Annotated in this window: 15 protein-coding genes; 4 read left to right on the top strand and 11 right to left on the bottom strand. The window is 58.6% G+C overall.

All coding sequences use genetic code 11. The annotated features are described in order from the left end of the window. Positions 1 to 761: 761 nt before the first annotated feature. The 3 genes from JO965_RS43070 to JO965_RS43060 all read right to left on the bottom strand — a co-directional run bounded on the left by JO965_RS43070 (position 762) and on the right by JO965_RS43060 (position 5,469). Positions 762 to 2,267, bottom strand: a complete 1,506-nt coding sequence (locus tag JO965_RS43070; protein WP_203447718.1) for a glycosyltransferase — start codon at positions 2,265 to 2,267, stop codon at positions 762 to 764. 168 nt (positions 2,268 to 2,435) lie between these two features. Then, positions 2,436 to 3,908 carry a phosphomannomutase gene (locus JO965_RS43065; protein ID WP_203447717.1) on the bottom strand — a complete coding sequence of 491 codons (1,473 nt, stop codon included), beginning with the start codon at positions 3,906 to 3,908 and terminating at the stop codon, positions 2,436 to 2,438. Between the two features lie 139 nt (positions 3,909 to 4,047). Next, complete coding sequence (locus JO965_RS43060) at positions 4,048 to 5,469, bottom strand: mannose-1-phosphate guanylyltransferase/mannose-6-phosphate isomerase (RefSeq protein ID WP_203447716.1); 1,422 nt, start codon at positions 5,467 to 5,469, stop codon at positions 4,048 to 4,050. Positions 5,470 to 6,819: 1,350 nt separating this feature from the next. On the opposite strand from JO965_RS43060, the gene JO965_RS43055 reads away from it, so the two are divergent. Continuing rightward, on the top strand, positions 6,820 to 8,178 hold the full coding sequence (locus tag JO965_RS43055; RefSeq protein WP_203447715.1) for a Hint domain-containing protein: 1,359 nt from the start codon (positions 6,820 to 6,822) through the stop codon (positions 8,176 to 8,178). A gap of 209 nt (positions 8,179 to 8,387) precedes the next feature. Here JO965_RS43055 and JO965_RS43050 read toward each other — a convergent pair whose 3' ends face one another. From JO965_RS43050 to JO965_RS43030, 5 genes are all read right to left on the bottom strand, one after another. Beyond that, positions 8,388 to 9,209 carry a trans-aconitate 2-methyltransferase gene (locus tag JO965_RS43050; protein ID WP_203447714.1) on the bottom strand — a complete coding sequence of 274 codons (822 nt, stop codon included), beginning with the start codon at positions 9,207 to 9,209 and terminating at the stop codon, positions 8,388 to 8,390. A gap of 331 nt (positions 9,210 to 9,540) precedes the next feature. Beyond that, a complete protein-coding gene (locus tag JO965_RS49910; protein ID WP_203447713.1) occupies positions 9,541 to 9,888 on the bottom strand; it encodes a beta-1,6-N-acetylglucosaminyltransferase in 348 nt (115 codons plus the stop codon). 113 nt (positions 9,889 to 10,001) lie between these two features. Further along, positions 10,002 to 10,364, bottom strand: a complete 363-nt coding sequence (locus tag JO965_RS43040; RefSeq protein ID WP_203447712.1) for a hypothetical protein — start codon at positions 10,362 to 10,364, stop codon at positions 10,002 to 10,004. Between the two features lie 413 nt (positions 10,365 to 10,777). Next, positions 10,778 to 11,347 carry a class I SAM-dependent methyltransferase gene (locus JO965_RS43035; protein WP_203447711.1) on the bottom strand — a complete coding sequence of 190 codons (570 nt, stop codon included), beginning with the start codon at positions 11,345 to 11,347 and terminating at the stop codon, positions 10,778 to 10,780. Between the two features lie 97 nt (positions 11,348 to 11,444). After that, positions 11,445 to 12,290: a glycosyltransferase family 2 protein gene (locus JO965_RS43030; RefSeq protein ID WP_203447710.1), complete on the bottom strand. Its 846-nt coding sequence runs from the start codon at positions 12,288 to 12,290 to the stop codon at positions 11,445 to 11,447. Positions 12,291 to 12,891: 601 nt separating this feature from the next. Here JO965_RS43030 and JO965_RS43025 point away from each other — a divergent pair. Beyond that, complete coding sequence (locus tag JO965_RS43025; protein WP_203447709.1) at positions 12,892 to 13,737, top strand: hypothetical protein; 846 nt, start codon at positions 12,892 to 12,894, stop codon at positions 13,735 to 13,737. Between the two features lie 379 nt (positions 13,738 to 14,116). On the opposite strand, the gene JO965_RS43020 is transcribed toward JO965_RS43025, so the two are convergent. From JO965_RS43020 to JO965_RS43010, 3 genes are all read right to left on the bottom strand, one after another. After that, a complete protein-coding gene (locus JO965_RS43020; RefSeq protein WP_203447708.1) occupies positions 14,117 to 14,449 on the bottom strand; it encodes a hypothetical protein in 333 nt (110 codons plus the stop codon). A gap of 167 nt (positions 14,450 to 14,616) precedes the next feature. Continuing rightward, positions 14,617 to 15,954, bottom strand: coding sequence for a flagellin (locus JO965_RS43015; RefSeq protein WP_203447707.1), 1,338 nt, complete (start codon positions 15,952 to 15,954; stop codon positions 14,617 to 14,619). Positions 15,955 to 16,471: 517 nt separating this feature from the next. After that, positions 16,472 to 17,659: a polysaccharide pyruvyl transferase family protein gene (locus JO965_RS43010; protein ID WP_203447706.1), complete on the bottom strand. Its 1,188-nt coding sequence runs from the start codon at positions 17,657 to 17,659 to the stop codon at positions 16,472 to 16,474. Positions 17,660 to 18,349: 690 nt separating this feature from the next. Here JO965_RS43010 and JO965_RS43005 point away from each other — a divergent pair. Together JO965_RS43005 and JO965_RS43000 are read left to right on the top strand one after the other, a co-directional pair. Next, a complete protein-coding gene (locus JO965_RS43005; protein WP_203447705.1) occupies positions 18,350 to 20,194 on the top strand; it encodes a glycosyltransferase in 1,845 nt (614 codons plus the stop codon). A gap of 73 nt (positions 20,195 to 20,267) precedes the next feature. Next, on the top strand, positions 20,268 to 21,590 hold the full coding sequence (locus JO965_RS43000; protein WP_203447704.1) for a glycosyltransferase family 4 protein: 1,323 nt from the start codon (positions 20,268 to 20,270) through the stop codon (positions 21,588 to 21,590). The last annotated feature ends 29 nt before the right edge of the window (positions 21,591 to 21,619 follow it).

Raw genomic sequence — 21,619 nt, 5'->3', positions numbered from 1 at the left:
CATATTTGCGATAGTTAATTTGACCGTAGCCGCTGCCGGAAGGAAACCTATACAAAGACGGAAGCATTCGGTGGCGCCAGTCCATAGCCAGGAGTAGGTCTTGTCACCTTCGCTCAGTCTGGGACCGTCATGTACGAAAGCAAGGCTTGGGAGCACGAAGTTCGAGACGACTTCGGAAGGGATTGCCAGAGTAGGTTGTCTTGTGTCGACGCAATATGCCGAGTTCTGGATACGCTCAGAATAGCGGCGCCATGCAGGGTCTGCGAGCAATAGGACATACGTCGGCGTAAGTGTTTCGTCAGAGATGTAGACAGGAACTAGCCGCTCTGTATGACAGAGTTCCTGCAGTCGTCGGTGGTTTTCAATAGGTGTGAGCAGGATAGGTGAGAATCGCGATGCTAAGTGAACTACATCTCTCTCGATCATCTGATCCAGATACACGAGAGCGGAGTCCGCAGATTTGCTCTCCGTATCTGAAAACACTTGGTGCTCCCAACGTGACACATTGGCGGCTATAACGCTCTTATGACCCCCCAATTGCCGAAAACGTCTATAGAAGCTGAGTTCAGCCGTTGATCTGCCGAAAAATTCGCGACGCGCGAACACTGTGGCTGTTGGATCGAAGCGCGATAAGAAGTTCCTAGGGAAGGTTCCGTCGACAACTGTGATCTGCCCGAAGATTTCCCTAATCAGCTTGACTAAACCCGACAGGGTAGCCGCCGAATATGGGCGTGACTCGTAGAGGGCTATCAGTGAAGAGTTCAATGTACTATTCCCTCGACCTCAATGCCAATGCGGTTGCTTTTGACATTGCCTGAGGCGAATTTCTGAATTAAACGCGACCCAGTGATTTTGACGCTCAAAGGGAATAGACCATCCAACATCGGACTGAATTGGACGCTCGCGGAGGCAAAATTCTCCGGAGACGAGAACCAGATCCGCAGCCGAACTTTGCCCTTAGTCCCAGAAATAATTTGAGACACCCGCCGCACGAGTTCGCCTTGTTCTTTAGGAAACTCAATATCACGTTCAACAGCGACAGATTCGCTTTGGGGAGGCTGCATCCTTAGAACCGGCCGTGAAAGCGCGTACGCGTCCGACATTACACTTAAATAAGCATTGGCCACGGACTCGAGAGAGAGTTCACTCTTCGCGTAGGAAAGTGCGTTCTGCGCGAAGAACAGCCTCACGTCTGGCTTATCTGCTAACCCGGCGATCGCTTCGGCCAGCGGAACTATGGGGTCATCGATGGGGATATGCACAACCGCGTCCCTTGGCAACTCTGCATATGCGGCCGTGTCGTTGACGATGCAGCACTTTCCTGCCGAGAACGCTCTCGCCAAGGTTCCGGAGTTCTCTCCGACTGATGGGTACCTTAAGTTGACCACAACGTCGGAGGCAACGATGAATCTGTCTAGGTCCTCTTCGGACACGTAGCCGGTGATGGTCGCGAATTCCTTGACACGTGGGTAGCGCGCGATCTCGGCCGACAGAGCATACTCGCTAGGCCTCTCTTCCCCGGCATGGATCCACCGAACCTTGATGCCGCGCGCTGCTACCTCATCCAAAGCCTCAATTAGCCAATTGAAGCGCTTCGCCTCCGTGGCAAAACCCGATGTGAGCAGAATGAAATCATCCTTATCAAGGTTTAGTCGTGCCCGCGCTTCCTCTAAGTCCCGGTCTCGAAGTTTCGGCGCAAAGTGAGGGATCACTGTGACGCCCTGCGTCGCTTCATCACCGTAAATCAGTCGGAGCTTATTTTTTGCAAAACGAGAGTGAACAATCACAGCTCTCGCGGTGGCAAGCACCTCTCCCGTCATATCGAAGAGGGTATAATTCGCGCGTGTTTTGATTTTATGGTCTTTCCAGTGCCGGGCGTAGATGCTTCCGATAGCTGGAGACTGCTTCTCCATCCAGGAATAGATCTCTTCGGGATGCGACGAGGCCAACTCGTAGAGATAGAGAAGGCTCAGGTCATGAAGAGAGACGACCCCAGAGAAATGTCGCAGCGCCTCCAGCACGAAAACATGTCCCCCATTGTTCCCGATTTGATGGAGTATTGGCGTATCAGAAGAAATGTACCGGAATGCTTGAACTGCCTCCCGGACTTCTATTGACGGGGGCGCTTGGCCAAAGGGGTCATTACAGTAGACCGTGGACGGCATATGCTCCTTGAAGGTATCAAGCAGCATATACGAATAGTCCGCAATGCCGTTGCGGGCCGGCGGGAGGGGAGTAAACCAACTCACATGACGAAGATCACTCATGGTTGCAGGTCTCTCTCTATCAGTAAGGAAGGGTCGAGCCGAATAGAGTGTCGCTCATTGGTCTCAAGCCTCGTCTTGCGACGTGACGGGATCAGGGGCCGAGTTCGAGGCGGCCGCAAACTGGAATTTGTGGGAAGCATTCCGTTCGTCCTGCCAAGCTTCTCGTGATCAGCGGGTCTGCCGTTCCGCAGTAGCAAGGCCCCATTCCAGAAGGGTTTCGGCCCGCTCCTGGCTGGCCGCTTCCACGTAGACCCGCAGCTCCGGCGCGTTTCCGGACGGACGGAATTGCACCACCTCTCCGTTCTTGGCCGTGACCCTGAGGCCATCCTGATTGTCGTGCCCGGCGGTGCCGCCGAGAGGCGCCATGAGTTCGGACAGGAATGCCTCGTCCTCCTGCAGCTTGGCAACGAAGGCTGCGCTCTTTTCCGTCGGAACGTTCTTCAGCCGGTTGCTGGCGGCGGCCTTAAAAGCGAAATCGGCGCCGATCTGCGCCAATGGCCGCCTCTGGGCTATGACTTCTGCGAGTGCGCAAAGAATGGGCAGCATGGCATCGCGCGTGGGAAGTGCCATCAGCTGACACCCATCCCGTGTAATGTCTGAGCCGAGCAGGACGCCGCCATTGGCCTCGAACCCGACGACGGCGCGCGCGCCGGAGCGGACCGCCTCGACCATGCCTTCGATGACATAGGGCGATCCGACCTTGGTGCGGATCACGCTCGTAAAGGCTCTAGAGGCCTCGAGCGCGGAGTTGGATGTCACAGGTGTGACGATGGCATCCGCCCGCAGATATTTGGCCGTGATTGCGCCGACCAGGTCACCCCGCAGGAAGGTGCCGTTCGCATCGGAGATTAGAGGGCGGTCGGCGTCGCCATCGGTGGAGACGATGGCATCGAGCCTGTGCTCGCCGGCCCATTGCCGCGCCAGGACTTCGTCCTCGTCGCGCAGCGCCTCCGTATCGACCGGAATGAAGCTCGTGGCACGCCCGAGCGGTACCGCCCGTGCGCCCACGGACTCCAGCATCTCGACGATCACGTCCCGCGCAACAGAGGAGTGTTGGTAGACCCCGACCGTCAGGCCGGACAGTGCCCCCTCTCCGAAGAACTCCCGATAACGCACCTTGTAGGCGGCGATCAGATCGATGTTCGGTGTGGAGGCCCGTACGGCCTGGGTTCTCTCCGGCACTGAGTCGATCTTCAATTTGGCATGCCATGCGAGGATGCCGGCCTCGTCCTTCTTATCGATCTCCCCTTGTGCCCGGTAGAACTTCAGCCCATTACGATCCTCAGGAATATGGCTGCCCGTGACCATGATGGCGGGGATGCCGAATCGCATGCCGTGATAGGCGAGCGCCGGCGTGGGAAGAGCGCCGCAATCGAGCGGGGTGAGCCCTGATTCGTACAGGGCTGCACAGCAGAGCTGGGCAATGCTCGGGCTGCTTTCACGCAAGTCCCGTCCGACCAGGACGACATTGTCGGCAGCGGCCGCGGAGCCATCCTCCTTCAGCATCTCGGCAAAGGCACGGGTATAGGCGAAAGCCGGAATCCCGTTCAGCTCCACCACAAGCCCGCGCAAGCCACTCGTACCGAACTTGAGGGAGGATGGGATCGCTTCAAATCCCTGGTTGGTCTTAGTGCTGCTCATGTACATCCCATGAAGCGCATAGCGCGGTTACCTATTCGCAATAGCGGTAGGCGCCTCTCTCAACAAATCAGGTCAGCAGTGAAGGGGCGGCAGGAGCAAATAGCATCTTGCCGCAGTTCTCGATCACGGCGCGTGCATATTACCGCCCGTAGACATCCTCGACGCGGATGATGTCGTCCTCACCCGTGTAGCTACCCACCTGCACCTCGATGAGTTCCAGCGGGATACGGCCCGGATTGGTGAGACGGTGAACCGCGCCAATCGGGATATAGACCGACTCGTTCTCGTGCAACATCACGACGTCCTGGTTCACCACCACCTCGGCGGTGCCCCGCACCACAACCCAGTGCTCCGCACGATGATGGTGCTTCTGCAGCGACAGGCGGCCACCGGGCTTGACCATGATGCGCTTGACCTGAAAACGCGAGCCTTGGTCGATCCGCTGATACCAGCCCCAAGGGCGATACATTCGCAGGTGCTCGCTCGCTTCCGGGCGCTGCTTCCCCCGCATGGTCACCACGAGATCCTTGACCTGCTCCGAACGGCTGCGGGAGGTCACGAGCACAGCATCGGGCTTGGCGACAACTACGACATCATCCAGGCCCACCACCGTGGTCAGGATGCTGTCGCTGTGGACCAGGCTATTGCGGGCCTCGAGCACTTCCACGTTGCCGCGCAAGGCGTTGCCCGCGTCATCGCGCGACGACACATCCCACAGCGCGCCCCAGGAACCGATATCTGACCAGGAGAACGAGACCGGCAGAACCGCGGCCCGCTCGGTGCGCTCCATCACGGCGTAGTCGATCGAGATCTTCGGCGCGAGCTTGAACGCGGTCTCATCCAACCGGATGAAGTCAAGGTCGGTGGCCGCCTTCTCGAGAGCCTCCCGGGCAGCAGCGAGGATGGTGGGCTGGAAGCGCTCCAGCTCCTCAATCATCACATCGGCGCGGAACAGGAAGTTCCCGCTGTTCCAGAGGAAGCCCTGGCTGATGTACTCTTGCGCCGTCGCGGCCTTCGGTTTCTCCACGAAGCGGTCAACTGACCGAGCGTCGGAGCCGCCAATGGGCTGGCCCGGCTTGATATAGCCGTAGCTGGTGGCCGGATACTGCGGCACGACCCCCAAGGTCATGATATGACCCTGCCGGGCTGGCTCAAGGGCAGCCCGGCAAGCGGCAGCGAAGGCAGCGCTATCATCAATGATGTGGTCGGCCGCGATCACCAAAACGATCGTTTCTGGATCATGACGCGCAGCGTGACAGGCCGCCACGGCAATCGCGGCGGCGGAATCCCGCTGCGTCGGCTCGAGGATGATGTCAGCCTGAGTGCCAATCTCGGCCAGCTGTTCCGCAACGATGAAGCGGACATCGTTGCCCGAGACAATGGTCGGGCGCAGGAAGACGTCGGGCGCCGTCACACGCTGCACAGCGGTTTGGAAGGTGGAGTGTTGTCCAATCAGATCAATAAACTGCTTCGGCATGCTGTCGCGCGACGCCGGCCACAGCCGCGTCCCGGAGCCACCGCACATAATCACCGGTAAAATACGACTGCTGCCACCAGTCATCGAAAAGCCCCTTTAGCCAATTCTGATCGTTATCAGCAACGACCTGTTCCTAGTATTCTTGGGTGTTCCTGTCGCTGTTCTCTCTTTGGATGACGAATCATCCACAGAGCAGCTGTTATAAGCAGTAATCTTCTGATCTGAACAGAAGCATCCTGTCCGCCGGCCTGCGACAGATGGTGTGAGCCGCGCGGTGTGATAAAAATACGACTTTCGTTCTATGGTCAGAGCCGGGGCAGCAGGTCGGGCCCAACGATTGCGTCTGAGTACTATGTCTCGGCTCAGTCACACCAACTATATCACCGGGGGTGACCGAGCTGGTTACGTTCATTGCCACAGCAACCGTCAGCCTTGTCCGGGGCAGCGTCGGATTGATGACGGGTTGGATGGGTGGTGCTGGAGCTGGGAGTGCCACCGGCGATGTGGATCTGAAAGCTGACAGGCGTGCTGGCACTGACCAGCTGTAAAATCTTGCGCTGGCGCGACGCTGCAAGTACCAAGACCAACATGAACTGGGTAGGGCGGCAGCACAGCCCCTTCAGAACCCTGAATTACCGAATTGAGACGTATCAGGATCATTGCAATCTATAGTAGCATTGCCTTTGCCCTTGCCCTTAGCGAGGACTAATGATCGTCGTGAAAGCGGTGCAATCTAAGACGGTGTCAATCATCGTGAGGAGCGCGATGGATCGCAACATCTGGTGGCCGCGACGCTGTTGCTGCGGGGACGGCTCTCCCAGGCCGAGATCGCGCGGCAGTTGGGGGCAGGCGCACCAGTGTCTCGCGCTGGGTGCCTACGCTGGCCCAAGAGGGGCGGTGCGGGCTAGAGGCCCGGTCAATTATGGGACGATCATCTCGGCTCGACGAGAGAGTCTGGGTTCATCTTGGCCATCGTCTGGAGCGGGGCGGTCGCGGTTAGCTTTGCTACCGAGCGCTAGACTCTCAAGCGCATCGCGGCCCACCCGCACGACTATGCGGTGGCCTATCAGCCGGATTATTGCCGTGCGGCAGCGGTTCGGGTGCTGTAAAGCGCCTTTACCCTCAACATTCTCATAGAACCGGACATTGATTCCAGAGTCCCGGCTTCTGGAAAAGCCGTTTTTACCTCGGCCACCTGCGATCCGAGCTTATTTGATCTGACCTTGTCTGTTGATCAACAAAGTTTCTCTGGTCTGTTATCCTATATACCTCGGGATAGGGGTATATCCCTCGGGATATAGTCCTATTCCTTAGACGTGGTTTCATATCCCTCAAGAACTGCGAAACCTCCCTCTATTATTGTTACTTGATGATCATGCCGACAACGCTGCGGCACACGACAAACAAATTGGTGCGTGATCAGAGGGGGCAACTTTGGCTGACGGCAATAATATCTTTCAATATATTTATAATGTCACGGTAAAAGGTAACAATTACACAGTTGGGCCCGTGCACCTCACGGGGGTTACTGTAAAAGATAAAGATGATAGTTCAGGAACTGTAGCCGACAACATAGGCGTGCTTGGTGACATCGCGCCCGATTCCTTTGAAGTTGATGGCACTAAATACACGTATGTTGGCAAAACGGGTGACGGAGCTTTCCTCGCTTATACTGGAGATAAGAGCGCATATTACCTGTTTAGCGACTCGCCGGCATCAGGTGGCGGGAAGGTGAACCAATCAACAGGACAAACTGATATTTCAGCTCCTATCCCCTGCCTCACATCCGGAACCCAGGTTCTAACCGAGCGCGGTGAAGTCGCTGTTGAGGATCTACGTGTCGGTGACCGGGTTATGGCTCTGCTCTACCAGGGCCTTATCCCGATCAAATGGATCGGTTCCCGTCGGATTGATCTGAGATCTCATCCTCAACCCGAGACTGTGCGCCCCATCCGTATCGCTGCCGGAGCATTTGCAGACGGTAAGCCGCATCGGGATCTGATCGTGAGCCCGGGCCATGCATTGTTTGTGAATGGAAAGTTGATCCAAGCGGAGCGTCTGCTCAACGGCACAACAGTGGCCGAAGTGCCCGTGGATGAAGTGACCTACTGGCATGTTGAACTTGAGCATCATGATGTTCTGCTGACCGAGGGGTTGCCAACCGAGAGCTATCTGGACACTGGAAATCGGTCCGCCTTTGTGAATGGCGGCGAGTTCCTCGACCTGTATCCTGATTTTTCAGCGAAGCATTGGAGTGAAACCTGCGCGCCGCTCATTCATTCAGGGCCCGAATTGACAGCCGTTCGCACACAATTGATGGATCGTGCCACTACTGTTTTTGGGTTCTCGCCTGCAACGACGGACGATCCCGACCTGCACATCATCGCTGATGGCAAAGTCATTCAACCACATCAGGTCAAGGGGCGCGTCTACTATTTCACCCTGCCAGAAAACACCCAGGACGCCGTGCTGATGTCTCGGGCCTTCGTTCCGATGATGATGAGGCCTGGCACGACTGATCGTCGTAAACTCGGTGTGTGTGTCGGTCGTTTGGTGGTTGACGATCTTCCGGCGATTGCACTTGATGACGCTCGCTTGTGTGACGGCTGGTACAATGTGGAGCGTTATGGGGCTTATCAGCAGCGGTGGACCCAAGGTGCTGCGCGCCTGCCCAGTGGAGCTCGGACGATACGTATCGCCTTGGGCACAAGTGCTTCTTATCCCGTCGTGGATGAGGCGTCTAACCCGATCGTGTTGCCTGTACCAAACTCTCCGCATGTCGTGGCTGCCTGAGTGGCAGACAATCCTACCTTTTCCTGCTGTTGTGGGCCGGATCCATCCGGCCCACGCTTTCGCACACAGATGCGCTGAATGCCTTTGAGTAATGCTTCACTTGGCGTCGCATCATCGGAGCAGCCAAACACGCAAAAACCATGGGCGAGTCTTTGTCACTAGCGTGTGAGAATGCAGCAAAGCATCTAGAGTTTCGCCGCTCTGCCCCATTAGCGCGGTCCAGGCGCCTGAAACGCCACCACATCCTGGTGCTTGTCCCAGGCATGCTCCGAGATCGTGACCACCCGGGCATCCAGTGTCTTCAGGGTCTCGGTCAGCCACGGGACTGTCGTGGCGGAGACTCCGAGGCTACGCCCTTTGCGAACAGTCACGGGTGAGGTGCCAACGCTTTTGCCTTTGTACGGCACCCAGGCATATCCCTTGTCCGCCAACTGGTCCATGAACGCCGGTTCCAGGTCTCGCGCGATGTACTGAAGGCGCCGCTCCTGCATGTTCTGGATCATGCGACGGCCGTGCGTTGTCACGACACAGACCCCGTTCGGCTCGAGCCAACTCATGAACTTTGCCAACAGAGCCTGAGCGTCGTACTCGGGCAGATGGGTCAGCACCGACCCGGACCAGATCAGATCATAGGTGCGGGGCGCGGCCAGCTCTTGAATCTCGAAGCTTGATTGCCAAGTCGAGACGCCAAACTGGTCAGCCACAAACTGCAGGCTCTCCGGTCGGGGGTCGGCCGCCTCAATGGCGGCCTCCGGGAATAATGCCCTGAGCCAGCGGGTCGCCCGCCCCCCACCGCTGCCGAAATCAAGCACGGTTCGGGGGGCATCCACGTTCGCCAGCAGGAGACTACCGTAAATGGCCCGCGCGGCTGACTCGCCAACTTCCTTGTAGTGCGTGTAATTGGGCGCCGGTCCGAGCAGGGGATCCCCCGGCATGTACGTCCAGTCAACGTGGCGTGATGCTTCCGTGATAGCCGATGGCCGTAAATTGGACAGACGCGACAGGGCCGGGGCGGGCGCTTGAGCAGACACGATGAGCCTCTCAACCTCAGGGTTTGGAGCAGCTTGTAAAATTCAGGTCTGTCGTTGAGAACATCGGGAGAAAACCTTTGTCAATGTGAAAATGACCTGAGAGGTGTGCGCAAATGAGCGCGGATCATTGGCGTTGCGAGCTGGCATCTGTATCTCAACAGGTGCCCGCAGGTGGCGCCCCTCCGCTGAGACCGTACGGGATGTGATCAATCTTGCGGGCGCAACCTGCCGAATTGCATCGGAATACAGGACTGACCGACCGATGCCGTGGGCACTCACGATACGATGCGGTTTGGGAACGCCACTCGCGATCCGTGCTGAGGGGACCCGGTCAGAAGGTAAAGCGCGGATGAGGTCTGATCGCCTCAATCAGGGAGCTGCAATCCGATGGGCACTTGCGAGCAAAGAGCTTTGTCGTTTTCTTCGGCTGATCAAGTTCCGTTGCGTTAGTGTAAACGTAAGGGGTCGGGTGTTTCGAGAAGTCAGCCAGCATCGGACTGCCCGTAATCTTAGGAGCAAGATCTGAGTGTCTGAGCGCCGTCTGAATATAGTGCTCATCCGGCACAGCTGAGTACTCGAATGATGTCCGTAAGTCCTCATCAGCATGATAGACGGATAGAAACTTTTGCACCGCTGCATCGGACAAGGCCCACCACTGGCTACCGTGATATTGTGCCAATAGGCTTCTTTCCGCGGAGAACTGCGCTGCGAAACTTCAATAGATCCGCTACATGGTTAGGTGTAACTCCCCTCTCGATGAGAGGACGGGTTCTCGGCGACATTGCAGGCAAGTCATTCATATAGAATTTCGTGCAACTGGTCAGGCACCAATTGCAGGCTCTTCAGTCGGGAGTCGGCCGCCTCGATAAAAGGCTCGGGGAACATCGGCTTGAGCCAGCGGATCACGCGCCCACTGCCGCTGCCAAAGTCAAGCACCGTCCGGGGAACGTCTACGTTTGCCAACGGGAGGCTGCTGTAGATCACCCGTGCTGCTGACCCGCCGGCCACCCGGTAGTGAGTTTCGTGTGCGGCCGATCCAAGCAAGGCATCCCTGGGCATGTAAGTCCAATTGACTTGGCTCAATGCCTGGGCAATGGCGCCAGGGTGGAGATTGGAAAGACGTGCTGGGCCATGAATAGCAGCTTGAGCGGACATTCGGCACTCGGCGCTTTGGCGACCGGTATGACAAGCCATAGACACAAAGGATTTGACCAGTCCATTCGAGAGAAACCTTGGCAGATTCTCTCGGGCTCATTTGGAATCTCACGCCCAGCCTGGTTATTGGCCCATTTGCCTGAAGTCTTGGAGAAATGAACCGTCCGGTGTGACAGGTAGAATTTTGACCAGCCGATCAGCATAGCAAAGGTGCCTTGTCGGGGATGCAACGTGAAGCTAGTCAACGAAGAGGGCTTCAGCGTGACTTCGTCCATTGTTCGCCTGTGCGGGCAGCTTCCTTGTCTACGCGCTGAACTCCAACGGGCTATCTGATTACTGCCGCAAGGAGTTTGATCGAATAGGCGACAAAGCCGCCCAAAGGCGGCCCTGTTATGCTGCGTTAAGGGAAGTACTTACTTTCCGACAAACACCAGCCCAGACTTCCTAAAGTAGTTGAACGTCTCTTCGCGCTTCGAGACTTCGATGAAGACATCATTGTCAGGGGATAGTTTATATCCCCGTTGCGACATCTTCTCGATCCAATATTCACGTGGCTGAAGATTGACGTGATGATGGCCACCTTGACCGGGAAGCCCATGGGTCATGGCAACAATCCGACCATTGCAGAGGATATCAAGATAGTGGTCGACTTTGTCCTCGACGATGTGCTCCGCCACCTCACAGCTCCATGTGAGGTCGACTGGCATGAAATAAGGCCCGGAGGTGATGTCGTGCAGGGCGATTGGGGTGACTGCTCGCTCCACATTGACCCGCAGTCCGTCGATCCCGTGGGCAATCACGCCTAGGGTCTGAAAGAAGCGCACGGCATGGCCTTCGCCACATCCGACGTCAAGCACAGATCGGACCGCAAACCGTTCGACCAAATAACGCCACAGCCTTGGCGAGAACGTATGGAGGTCGCCGTGCCGCAGATTGCCGCCCAAGTCAGGTCGGCGCGGATCAACAACAGTCGTCGTATTCATGTCTGCCCTCATGTTGAGATAGTATCTGTTCTTTGAAGCCGTGTCGTGCAAATGGCTCTCGCACAGCCCTGGTGACTGGTGACGCCGAAGCAATAGGCTAAGGCGTCTCCTCCCCGAACAACGGCCTGCCGAAAATCTCCAACGCGGCTGACCTCATTGCATCTCGGAACTGGAGGATGGCCAGATCTGGCTCGTCATTGCGGTTGTGAAAATTGAAGAGATCGTCGGTCTGTGGGACATAATCTTGATGCCCCTTCCACAAATCGACCCGGCCGCGGGCCTTCTTCCACCCGTACTCCTCAAGCGTTTTAGTGTAATAGTGATTAAGTTGCGCAATGCTGTGCGTGACACTATCCTGCCGACCGGCCGGATAGGGTTTGAGCGGCCGCCGCTCTGGGTCGATGAAGATTGCGCCCTCACGAAGCTGATGGGTGTGCGCACCAGGAGTGATCAGATCGCCTGTCCGGGCGATGGTCTTGATCAAGTGGTTGGGGCCGAACTGCTCAGGCGCAGCGCGGGTAAACCGCTCCATCAGGAGAGCTGGACGATAATGTGTCTCTCCCGAGTCACCAAAGATCCTCCAGTTAACCCCAATGGCCGCAGCGTCAGGGTAGTCCGCGAGAAAACCCTTGATGGTGTCGTGCTTTTTGAGAAGTAAAAACTCGTCGGGATCCGCAAAAAACATCCAGTCGACATCCGTGCGATGCTTGTTCAGCAGATGCTTGTACGCCGCGAATTGCGTTCGGACACCTTCCTGGTTGGGCCAATCGTAGGAGGTACAAATCCCAGCCTCAGCCGCTCGCTCCAGGATCTCGCCGGTATCGTCCTCACTTTCATTGTTACAGACGAAGAAGTGGTCGAAGCCGATCGCGCGATGATAAGCCATCCACTCGCGCAGATACGGTCCCTCATTTTTCACAACGGCGCAGATCGCCACTTTCATAGACCACCTCCCACTCTGGGCCGAGGTTTTACAGTTCGGGCGCGGAGACGTAAACTGCTTAAGTGTTTGCACGATGTCGCGACCGGTCCGGGGCGCAATGCCGGATCGTGCCAACGACACGGCCTCGATCGCCGGCCGATGCACCACGACGTGCTATAGCACGGACGTGCTCACGAAACAGCGCCAGCCTGAGGCCTGTGAGCCTGAACCATTGAATGTGATCTTTGGAGTTCGGTGCTCCAGGAGGTCAGCAACCTTCAGGAAGAGGATGGAGAACATGGCCTCATGGAAAATTACCCGTCTCGCTGTGGCCAGTTGCTTCTCGGGAGCGTTGTCAGTCGGGTGGGTGGAGGCGAAGCAAGTGCAGCTGGTACCCGATGGACCGGAAAAAACGGTGTTCAAATGGGACGAGAGGCGATGTGAGCCCTCCTTTCTTCCGGATGCTCCGGCCAGAGCTTTCCGACGCGCCGACGGCCGCATCACCCTGCTTGCCACCCACTCCGACAACTGGAGCCTGACGGGAGACTCCTTCGAAACCCTCAGCCCAAGCTGCACATCCGTCATGCGAAGTTCGGACTATGCTGCCCGAGGGATGGGAAGCATGTGGATTGAGGCAACCTACACGCGCGATGGGCGCGCGATTACCGGATTGGCAAGTCAGGATTTGACCGCACAGATGACGCGAGCCGGCTGCGAGGTGCACGGAGTTCCGGGCCGCTGCTGGCTAAACAATATTGTTGCTGTGCGATCCAATGATATGGGTCAAACCTTTGAGGTGCTCCCCCAAGAGACGGAGGTGGTGGCTTCCCTCGGGGATGTCTACAGGAGCGAGCTCACAGAGCGCTACGGCTATTTCACAACGTCCAACATCGTGCAAAAGGACGGGGCATTCTACGTCTTTATGTTCGCTCAAGGGGAGGGGACTCAACCGAGCGGCAACTGCCTGTTCCGCACGGCCGATCCCTTTGATCCGATGTCCTGGAAAGGGTGGGGCGGTTCTGGCTTCAACGTCGTGCCTCGTCCCCAACGCGGCGCCGTTGCTGCCTGCCAGCCTGTCGCGCCGCACGCTCTCCCTCACGAGGTCCGGTCTCTGAATTACATCACGAGCGCTGGGGTTTGGGTCGCTGCCTTTGCCGATCGACGCAAACTGCCCGGCGACGATGGGCCGGTTCCCGGCTTCTATCTCTCAACCTCCAAAGATCTGTTGAACTGGACCGCGCCGTCGCGGATCAAGGCATCGCCCACCCGTCCCCGGATCGACTCGCATGACATTCTGACGAGCTATCCGTCGATCATCGATCCGGGCAGCCAGTCCCCAAACTTCGATACGATCGACTCACCCAATCCGGTGCTCTTGTACACGGTTCAGCACCTCAGGAATGGTCAAGGAACCATGAACCGTGACCTGAACTATGTCCCCCTTCGGATAAACCTTAAGGCCGATTAAGGCTGAGGGGCGTGTTGAAGTCGATCATGGTGATTTTCAATCAAGGCTTCTCGGGAGCGCAACGGCGCAAGCACACGCATTCGGCGCCCAGATGCCGAACTCCAGGACCGCCTGAACATGATGTGCACGATGCGCCTGTGGGTCAGGGAACCCAAGCCAAGGCAATGAGCGGGTTTGAAACATCCTGGTCGAGGCTCCCATGACAGCAGGATGTCGGCAAGTGCCTTCATGCGATCCCACCGTGCCTGGGTCAAAGCGGACGCCGTGTGTTGCTCTCATCGATACGCTCGCGGGGCCCGTTCGCGGTGGCAACGTGGCTCGGAAAGCCGAAGCGGGCAGGAGCGCCACCCCTTCGCACGCCTTTCTGTGCATGCTCAGGTCAAAGCAGAGAGCCACCGCCCGTCAGCTTCAGCGCAACCGTGAGCCGGATCTCCAGATTGGCCATGCCATCTCCGTTCGTGTCGCCCAGCACCCGCGTGACACCCGCAACGGCCGGGTCAATCTGGAGTTGGCCGCTGGCCTTGCTGAAGAGGGCAGTGCCGATGAACAAGGCTTGGTCGCCCAGGGTGTTGTCCGCATCCATGGTCGAGAGGTCGATCTTGTCGGCCCCGATCAGGGTGTCGTGAAAGCGGGTGGCGTCGAAAACCTCGATGCCGCCCACAGTATCGGTATGGACGAACGCGTCGATGGCTGTGCCGGTCGCCAAGTTCACGATTACGCCGGTGGACCACCCTGCGTGTAATCGGCCGCGTCGGTGTCGTCCGGATTGCCGCTTCCGGCTGATGTCCTGTCGAACGTGTCGTTACCAGCGCCACCCACAAAGTAGTCGCTGCGGGATCAAATTGCTTCAGGATCTATCCCTGCGAAGCTGCTGGAGGCCTACTGGAACAGCTTGGAGATGATTTGACTGTTTTGGTTTGCGATCGCCAAAGCTTGAATTCCAAGCTGTTGTTGGACCTGCAGAGCCTGCAAGCGAGAGGAGGCCTCAGTCATGTCGGCATCAACGAGGCTTGCGTGTCCCGCCGTGAGTGCGTCAGACAAGACACTGATAAACTCCTCCTGGGTTTCCAAAACAGCTTTAGTTGCCCCGATCCGCGCTGCGGCCGCAATGACGTCGTTGATCGCGTCGTCAACCGTGTTCAAAGCTCCCGCGAAGAGACCAACAGTGTCGGTGTCGCGAGTCAACGTATGAATACCGCGGATTTCTATGTTGAAATCGGCTCGGCCATCGCCGGTAACATCGCCGACCACATAGGTGTTGGAGCCAACATGAGAGTATTTGACCTGGCCCGCGCCCACGTTCCAGTCACCCACAGGGTCAAAGCCGACGAAGTTCAAACTCTGGTGCCCTGCCTGACTGATGCTGGCATCCATTGCGCTGAGGTCAAGGATATCGATGTTCTCCCAACCGACAATCGTATCACGTTGGGTCGGGCTCATCCCGCTCTCGGCCGCACGAGTGAACACGAAGGTGTCGGCACCCGCGCCGCCGATGAGTGTGTCCTTGCCCAATCCCCCTATAAGCGTATCGTTTCCAGAGCCACCTGTTAATCGGTCGGCGCCCGCAGTGCCGGTGAGGACGAGGGATGCACCCGCACCGGATCCAGTGCCCGCGGCTGGCTTCGGCGACGTGAGCCGCAGGGGATCAGAGAAATCGGCAGCGTCAAGCGCCGCAACCCTGCCGAGAATTCCTCCAACTCCGGCTACCGTGTCCTCGAAGAGAATGGTGCGGCTCGTATCGAAAGCCAGGGTGCCAATTTGCCGGCTCGCTCCATCATAGGATGAAACCAGTTTTGTCACGCCTCCGGATCCAGAGAGCCAGTTTTGACCGTTGACCGTTGCTGACGCAGCGATGTTCTTCATGCCTTTGATTTGGGCGCCGATCTCGGCCCGAAGGGCTGCGAGATCGGCGCCCGGCTGACTGGCCGTGACGAATGCCTGCTTGATCTTGTTGAGGGCCACGAGAGTGCTGTTCAGTGCTGCTGTAAAGGTATCAAGCATTGCCACGCTTTGCTTGATGGAACTGCGCACGGCCCCGAGTGCCCCAATGTCGGATTTCATTTTCACAGCCGTCGACCAGGCGGCGGCGTTGTGGGAAGCCTCACTGACCCTCAGGCCGGTCGACATTTGTCCCTGTGTCTTATTCAGAGAATTTTGAGTTGATCTGATGACCTGAAGGGCCGACAGCGCATTGAGGTTGGACCTGATCGACAACATGCTTGTTCTTCTCTGCTGTCGGGTTAGCCCCGCGGTCTCATAGAAGCCGAGATTTCGGTGGAACGCGGTGACCTTGCTCCACACCTGGCGGGGCCGTTGCATCCGTCCTCTGCAGCGCTTGGTTTATCTGATTGAGAATCTTGTCTGGACTACTTGCACAGAGTGGACGAATATCGTTAAGAAACTGCTAAGCTATCAGTATCTGAGGCGGGGAGCAGGTCCGATTTAGGTACACGAGCAGCTGCATTTGCGTCAGCTCTGGAGCTCCTGCATAGGGAGCCTGTCGTGCGACCCGCCGATGGTGGTCCGGAGCGCTCCCCCAGTGAACGGCAGATCATGGCACGAGCGCTCTGAACCCGGCAAGTGTCGGCTCGACCGAACGCAGGCGGGTAAGGCAGCAGGCTCAGCAGCTTGCTCACACGACTTTGGCTCGCCTCTCGAATAACGGCTGCCGTATGGGCTGCGAGGGTATCGGGGGGCAAATCATGGGCGTGGACGTGGTGCAGCAGCCCGCTACTCAACTTGGGATGGCGTTGTCGAATAAAGCCAAGCTTGGTCGGCCAGCCATCGTATCAAGTCTTTCGTCATACTGGAGGTCGGCGGCCTGAAGTATCGAAACGTATTCCTTGGCCAGCGCTGCGCGCGTGTCTCGGTATGCACTCGCGTCGAACGGGAAGAGCGACCCGAGATTATCCAGCGTAAGAGGCTCCTCAAAGGAGTCGAACATGCGGACAGGGATGCCCATGGTCTGGCACATCTCCAAGGTCCGGCTATCGTGGGCAATACAGCCTGCCGGAACACCAGCCTGAAGCGCCAGCATAACTCCGTGAAACCTTGGGCCGACGACGAAGTCATAGCGCTTCGTCCATGCCATCCAGTGATCCACATCGGCGAAGGCGAGCACGCGCTTGCGGCACCACGTCTTGAACTCCTCCAGCGTAAGGTGCGGTCGGAAGTAACGCCGGGTCTGCTCCAGGAGCGATGCCTCAATGCGGTCAAACTCATGCAGGGCCAGCTTGATCATGCTCAGTCCATGCTGGACGACACAGGTGCCCTCCGTGCGATCCACCAGATCGAGGATCTGCTGTTCGACCGCCGCCAAGGCGGGCGAAAACGGATGCCCCATGGCACAGGCCACCAGGGAGACCCCTTGCGCGCGGCGCCGCTCGACCGCCGCCACGTAATCAAACGAGAGATTCGTGAAGTTCGACGGGCACCCGATCACAGCCGCAGACGCGGGCAGGCCGAGCCGCTCCAGCTGCTGCAGGGTGTAGCGACCGCGCACGCCGATATTCGGCCCGGCGCTCGGGGCATGAGCCGCGATGACCTCGATCCACCGCCGGGTTCCGTCCGTGACGCTGGTATTCTCTCCTTGTGAGTTCGCTTGCGCCCCCAGCCCGAGGGCCAGGATCGGAAGACCGGCCTTGTCCAGATTGGCTGCGGTCCGTCCAAGGTCCGTGTGCGGACCAAGCTGGTTGGCGCAGGCAATCACTACTACCTCCCCGGAACGCTTCAGCTGCTCCGGCGAGGCATCCCACGACACGAAATTCACCTCGCCATCGAGATGGGATGAGATCGCGTTCACGAAGGCCACGTTGCCTGTATTGCCGCCGTGGAGGTTATAGATCTTCTCAGCATCGGCTTCATAAAGGCCCGGCACAGACCGAGATGAGGCCATGAGGGCGATGCGTTTTACGTCAGCCATTGCTTGCCTTGCAAATTGAGCGGAACAGGAATGTCGAGCAGTCCCACGGAGCGGCGAGGTCATGTCGGAGGCGCGGTTTTAGGTGAATCGTGCCGGTTCGTCTAGCGCGTTAGCCTCGTCGCCGGGCCACCTGACCGGGGCACAGTGACCAGCATTGCCGCGATCTGACCTTGTTCAAAGCGGGGCCAAACCCACGCGGCCGATCCGGCGCCGAGCTTTTTTCCGGAGCATACGGCGGAAAACGCGGCTCTCTCCTGGGCCATCATCTCAAGGGGACGGCACCGCCTCTTGTCGCATTGCCCAACAGCCGAGCCTTAGAGAGCGGCTCCATCCATCTCATGGATCAATCTGTCGCGCATTCCTCTGTCTGCTCAAGGGACGTCGCCCGCACGTCATCACGTAATACTCGATCAAGCAGGCTTAAGTGATTGATGTTATTTGGGATAATATCCCCATTGATGTGCGGTTGACGGGACGCTTGAGTCCTCCAGAGCGTTGTTCCCGTGCCCCGTAATCCCGGTGCCAGGAGGTCTGATGAGGGGTAAGGGCCCTCGTTGCGTGCCTAACCGGCCTTAATCTCCTTGACCGGGTGCTGAGACTTGGCGCACATACCCGCGGCTGATTGTGCGGAAGAACCGTTGCGCTGACCGCGCATAACAAGGTTCTCGGCATCCCAGGGGCTAGGCGAAAATGACTGCTAAAATCGACGAGATCTTTGTCCTTTGGGGCACCGTTTTTGCTATTGTCGACATCGAGACCGATCGCACCCTGGAGGTCTGGGACCGGATTGAGATCGTCCAAAACGAACTCTCCCTGTCTGCCTCCCGTGAAGCCTGGCGGCTGGTTGACCGAAGGGAGGCCCAGCCGTCCGGTCCCGAGGCCCCACGCAGGGCTGGCACGCCCGCCGCTGCTTCACGCAGCGGGACGCGCCAGTATCTGGCTGCTTGCACGACCTCGGATGCGACGAAACGGTTCAACCCGGCATGGCCGTGCCAGGCGAGCGTTTGGGATCGGTACGGCAACAGTGTGCGGCAGGACCTGTACGCCACGCCTGTGTCGCCGCAGTGGCTGGCGGAGACCGCTCTCAAAGGAGCGATCCATGATGCTTTCGAGGAGGCCGGCCAATCCGACCTCGTGGGCTTCCTGCGCTCCCCCATCGCCGTCCTTGATGCCGAAGCCTTTCGTCCGTTTCATATCGATCGAGCGGTGGCCGGCGCATCCGGTCTTGTCCTGGAAGGCTGGATTCCCCAGGTGGGTGACCGACAGGTGGCAGTTGTCTCCGGGGATTTCAGCATTCTCGTGACGAAACCAGCCCTGGCCACCCGGCTCCGTCCCGACGTGCATGAGTACCTCTCTAGCAACGGTCTGGTGAAGGGCGGATCGAATATCCATAGTTTTGCCGCTGTCCTTCCGGCTGAGGGGAATGAAAGCGAGCGGGAATTCTACTTTCTCGAGCGCGGCCCCTTCGAGGACGAGGTCAAGATCTTCGGCCCGGTGAGGGCGCCGGTGCGCCGGAACGAGAGGGAGGCGCTCGATATTGTCCGGCAGTTCTTCGGTGACATTCAGTCCCTGCCAGCCTCGTTTGTGGACCCGATCTACCGGCCTTTTCTGTCCCTTCCGAAGACGGAGGCCTTGGCCAAGAGATTTCACTTCGGTCCACCGGTTCAGACAGGCGGAGGCCTGTCCTCCATCATTATCCCGTTTTACGGCGATGCGTTTTTCCTGAACTGCGTTTATCATCTGCAGCGGGTTCTGGGGCCGGGCTTTGAGCTCATCCTGGTTGTCGACGACCCCCGGATCTGGCCGGAAATTTACGGCCGGCTGGCAAGCCGCAGCAAATCGATCACCATTCCGACGGTTCTGCTCCAGAATGCCGATAACTACGGCTTCGGCCGCACCAACAACTTGGGCTTTATGGCGGCCTCGGGCGATGTCGTGTTCCTGATGAACTCAGACATCATGGTGTTGGATCCTGCGCCGCTGCATGAGGCGGCCTCCGCGATCCGGGCCCGGCGGGAGGCGGGCGAACCCGAGCTCGTGGTGGGATTCTCGTTGCTGTACGAGGACAACACCATCCAGCATATCGGCATGGAGTTCACGCAATCGTCGCTGGTCGGCGGCATGCACCTGGCGGACCATCCGATGAAGGGTCTGCCCTTCGGGTTGTATCGCGGCGAGACGATCCGCAGTGCGCCGGCAGTGACGGCGGCCCTGATGGGGCTCTCGTCGGATCTCTATGGTCGCCTGGGCGGGTTCGATACGGTCTATGAGCGCGGCGACTTCGAGGACGCCGATCTCTGCCTGCGCGCCGAGCAGCTTGGCGCCGAGATGCAGGTCTTCGTTCGGCCGGGGCTGTACCATCTCGAGCGGCAGTCGATCCCCAGCATGGGCGACGGTGACCTCCGGCAGATGGTCACCTACATGAACTGTGTCGCGTTCAACCAGCGCTGGCAAACCCGCCTCGCACCGCCGGAGCCCGAGGCCAAACCGGTGCGTCGCATCCAGGTGATAAAGCGCACCGCCGTCGGCGCCTAAGGCGCCCGCCAATTGCGGGGCCAACCACTGCAGCCCCGAACACCCGGCCCCATCAGGAATTGAGACCACCACCATGCGGATGATCATTCTCTCGCACGGGCATCCCGAGCTGAGCGCCGGCGGCGCAGAGCGGGCCGCCTATTCGCTGTTTCAGCGGCTGAAGCAGGACGCCACCATCGATGAGGTTGTGTTCGTTGCCCGGGCTGAGCATCAGGCGATCGGGCACAGTGCCAATCTCGGCAGCTTCCGGGGCCGCCCGGACGAGATCCTGGTGGCGCCTCCGCCGGTCGACGGCTTCACGTTCCAGAGCTTCGGCTATGACGTACTCAAGCAACTCGTGGACGAGCTGGTGGGCTCGATCAAACCTGACGTCGTGCACATCCACCACTTCCTGCTCTGGGGCGTCGAGATCTTCGAGCTCTTCCAGCAGGCCGGCGTCAAGGTGGTCTTCACAGCCCACGAGTACGCAGCCATCTGCTCCAACTACGGCCAGATGGTGAAGGTCGACGGCCGCCTGTGCTACGCGGCATCGCCCGCCGAATGCGGTCTGTGCTTCCCGGCCACCAGCGCGGGCAAGTTCTTTGTGCGCAACACGATCCTGAAGACGATGTTCGACCACATCGACGAGTTCATCGCCCCGAGCGAGTTTCTCAAAGACCGCTATGTCGCCTGGGGAGTACCGGCCGAGAGGATTCACGTCATCGAGAACCTGCTCGACGCCGGGGTTCTGGCCCGCGGACAGGCCCGCCTAGCCGAGGCGCCCGACGAGATCAGCGAGGCGTCCGACGATGAAGCACATCAGCGGGTCGTCTTCGGCTATTTCGGCCAGATCAATCCGTTCAAGGGCATCGATCTCCTCCTGCAGGCGGCTGCGTCGCTGCCGGAGGAGATCCGTCAATCCATCGAGATCCGGATCCACGGGGAGAACAAGCATTACCGGGACACCGAATTCGGGAAGCGGGTGGATGAGCTTCTGGCGGACACCAAGGACGTCGTGCGCCAGATGGGCAGCTACCGCAACGAGGATGTCAGTGATCTCATGTCGGTCTGCGACTGGATCATCATGCCATCGATTTGGTGGGAGAACTCTCCAGTGGTCATTCAGGAGGCCCGCATTGCTGGGCGGCCTCTGATCTGTGCAAACATCGGCGGCATGGTAGAAAAGATCGACAGCAGCACCGATCTGCTGTTCCCGGCGCGCAGCCCAGGCGCACTCGCCGAACTGATGCGCAAGATCGTCCGCCAGCGCATCAAACCCAGCCCCCAGCGTCTCAACGATCTCGCCCAGTCACGGTCCAGCGCCGACGACATCCACTTCGCTCGCCATCAGGCCCTCTATACCAACTTGCACCAGCCCTCGGGCTGGCTGCGGGCCACGGGCTCAGCCGGTCGTTAACTTAATACCCCTCCACGTTAGGAATTTGG

This window comes from Microvirga sp. VF16, assembly GCF_016864375.1.
Classification (GTDB): domain Bacteria; phylum Pseudomonadota; class Alphaproteobacteria; order Rhizobiales; family Beijerinckiaceae; genus Microvirga.
The sequence above is the reverse complement of the archived record's forward strand: the minus strand, read 5'-3'. Positions and strand labels throughout refer to the sequence as shown.

Excerpts from the sequence above, each read along its gene's own strand:
- JO965_RS43015 (WP_203447707.1), bottom strand. The coding sequence starts at position 15,954 with ATGTTGTCGATCAGGTCCAACCTCAATGCGCTGTCGGCCCTTCAGGTC.
- JO965_RS43040 (WP_203447712.1), bottom strand. The coding sequence starts at position 10,364 with ATGTCCGCTCAAGCTGCTATTCATGGCCCAGCACGTCTTTCCAATCTC.
- JO965_RS43005 (WP_203447705.1), top strand. The coding sequence starts at position 18,350 with ATGACTGCTAAAATCGACGAGATCTTTGTCCTTTGGGGCACCGTTTTT.
- JO965_RS43070 (WP_203447718.1), bottom strand. The coding sequence starts at position 2,267 with ATGAGTGATCTTCGTCATGTGAGTTGGTTTACTCCCCTCCCGCCGGCC.
- JO965_RS43010 (WP_203447706.1), bottom strand. The coding sequence starts at position 17,659 with ATGGCTGACGTAAAACGCATCGCCCTCATGGCCTCATCTCGGTCTGTG.
- JO965_RS43060 (WP_203447716.1), bottom strand. The coding sequence starts at position 5,469 with ATGACTGGTGGCAGCAGTCGTATTTTACCGGTGATTATGTGCGGTGGC.
- JO965_RS43035 (WP_203447711.1), bottom strand. The coding sequence starts at position 11,347 with ATGAATACGACGACTGTTGTTGATCCGCGCCGACCTGACTTGGGCGGC.
- JO965_RS43000 (WP_203447704.1), top strand. The coding sequence starts at position 20,268 with ATGCGGATGATCATTCTCTCGCACGGGCATCCCGAGCTGAGCGCCGGC.
- JO965_RS43030 (WP_203447710.1), bottom strand. The coding sequence starts at position 12,290 with ATGAAAGTGGCGATCTGCGCCGTTGTGAAAAATGAGGGACCGTATCTG.
- JO965_RS43065 (WP_203447717.1), bottom strand. The coding sequence starts at position 3,908 with ATGAGCAGCACTAAGACCAACCAGGGATTTGAAGCGATCCCATCCTCC.
- JO965_RS43025 (WP_203447709.1), top strand. The coding sequence starts at position 12,892 with ATGTGGATTGAGGCAACCTACACGCGCGATGGGCGCGCGATTACCGGA.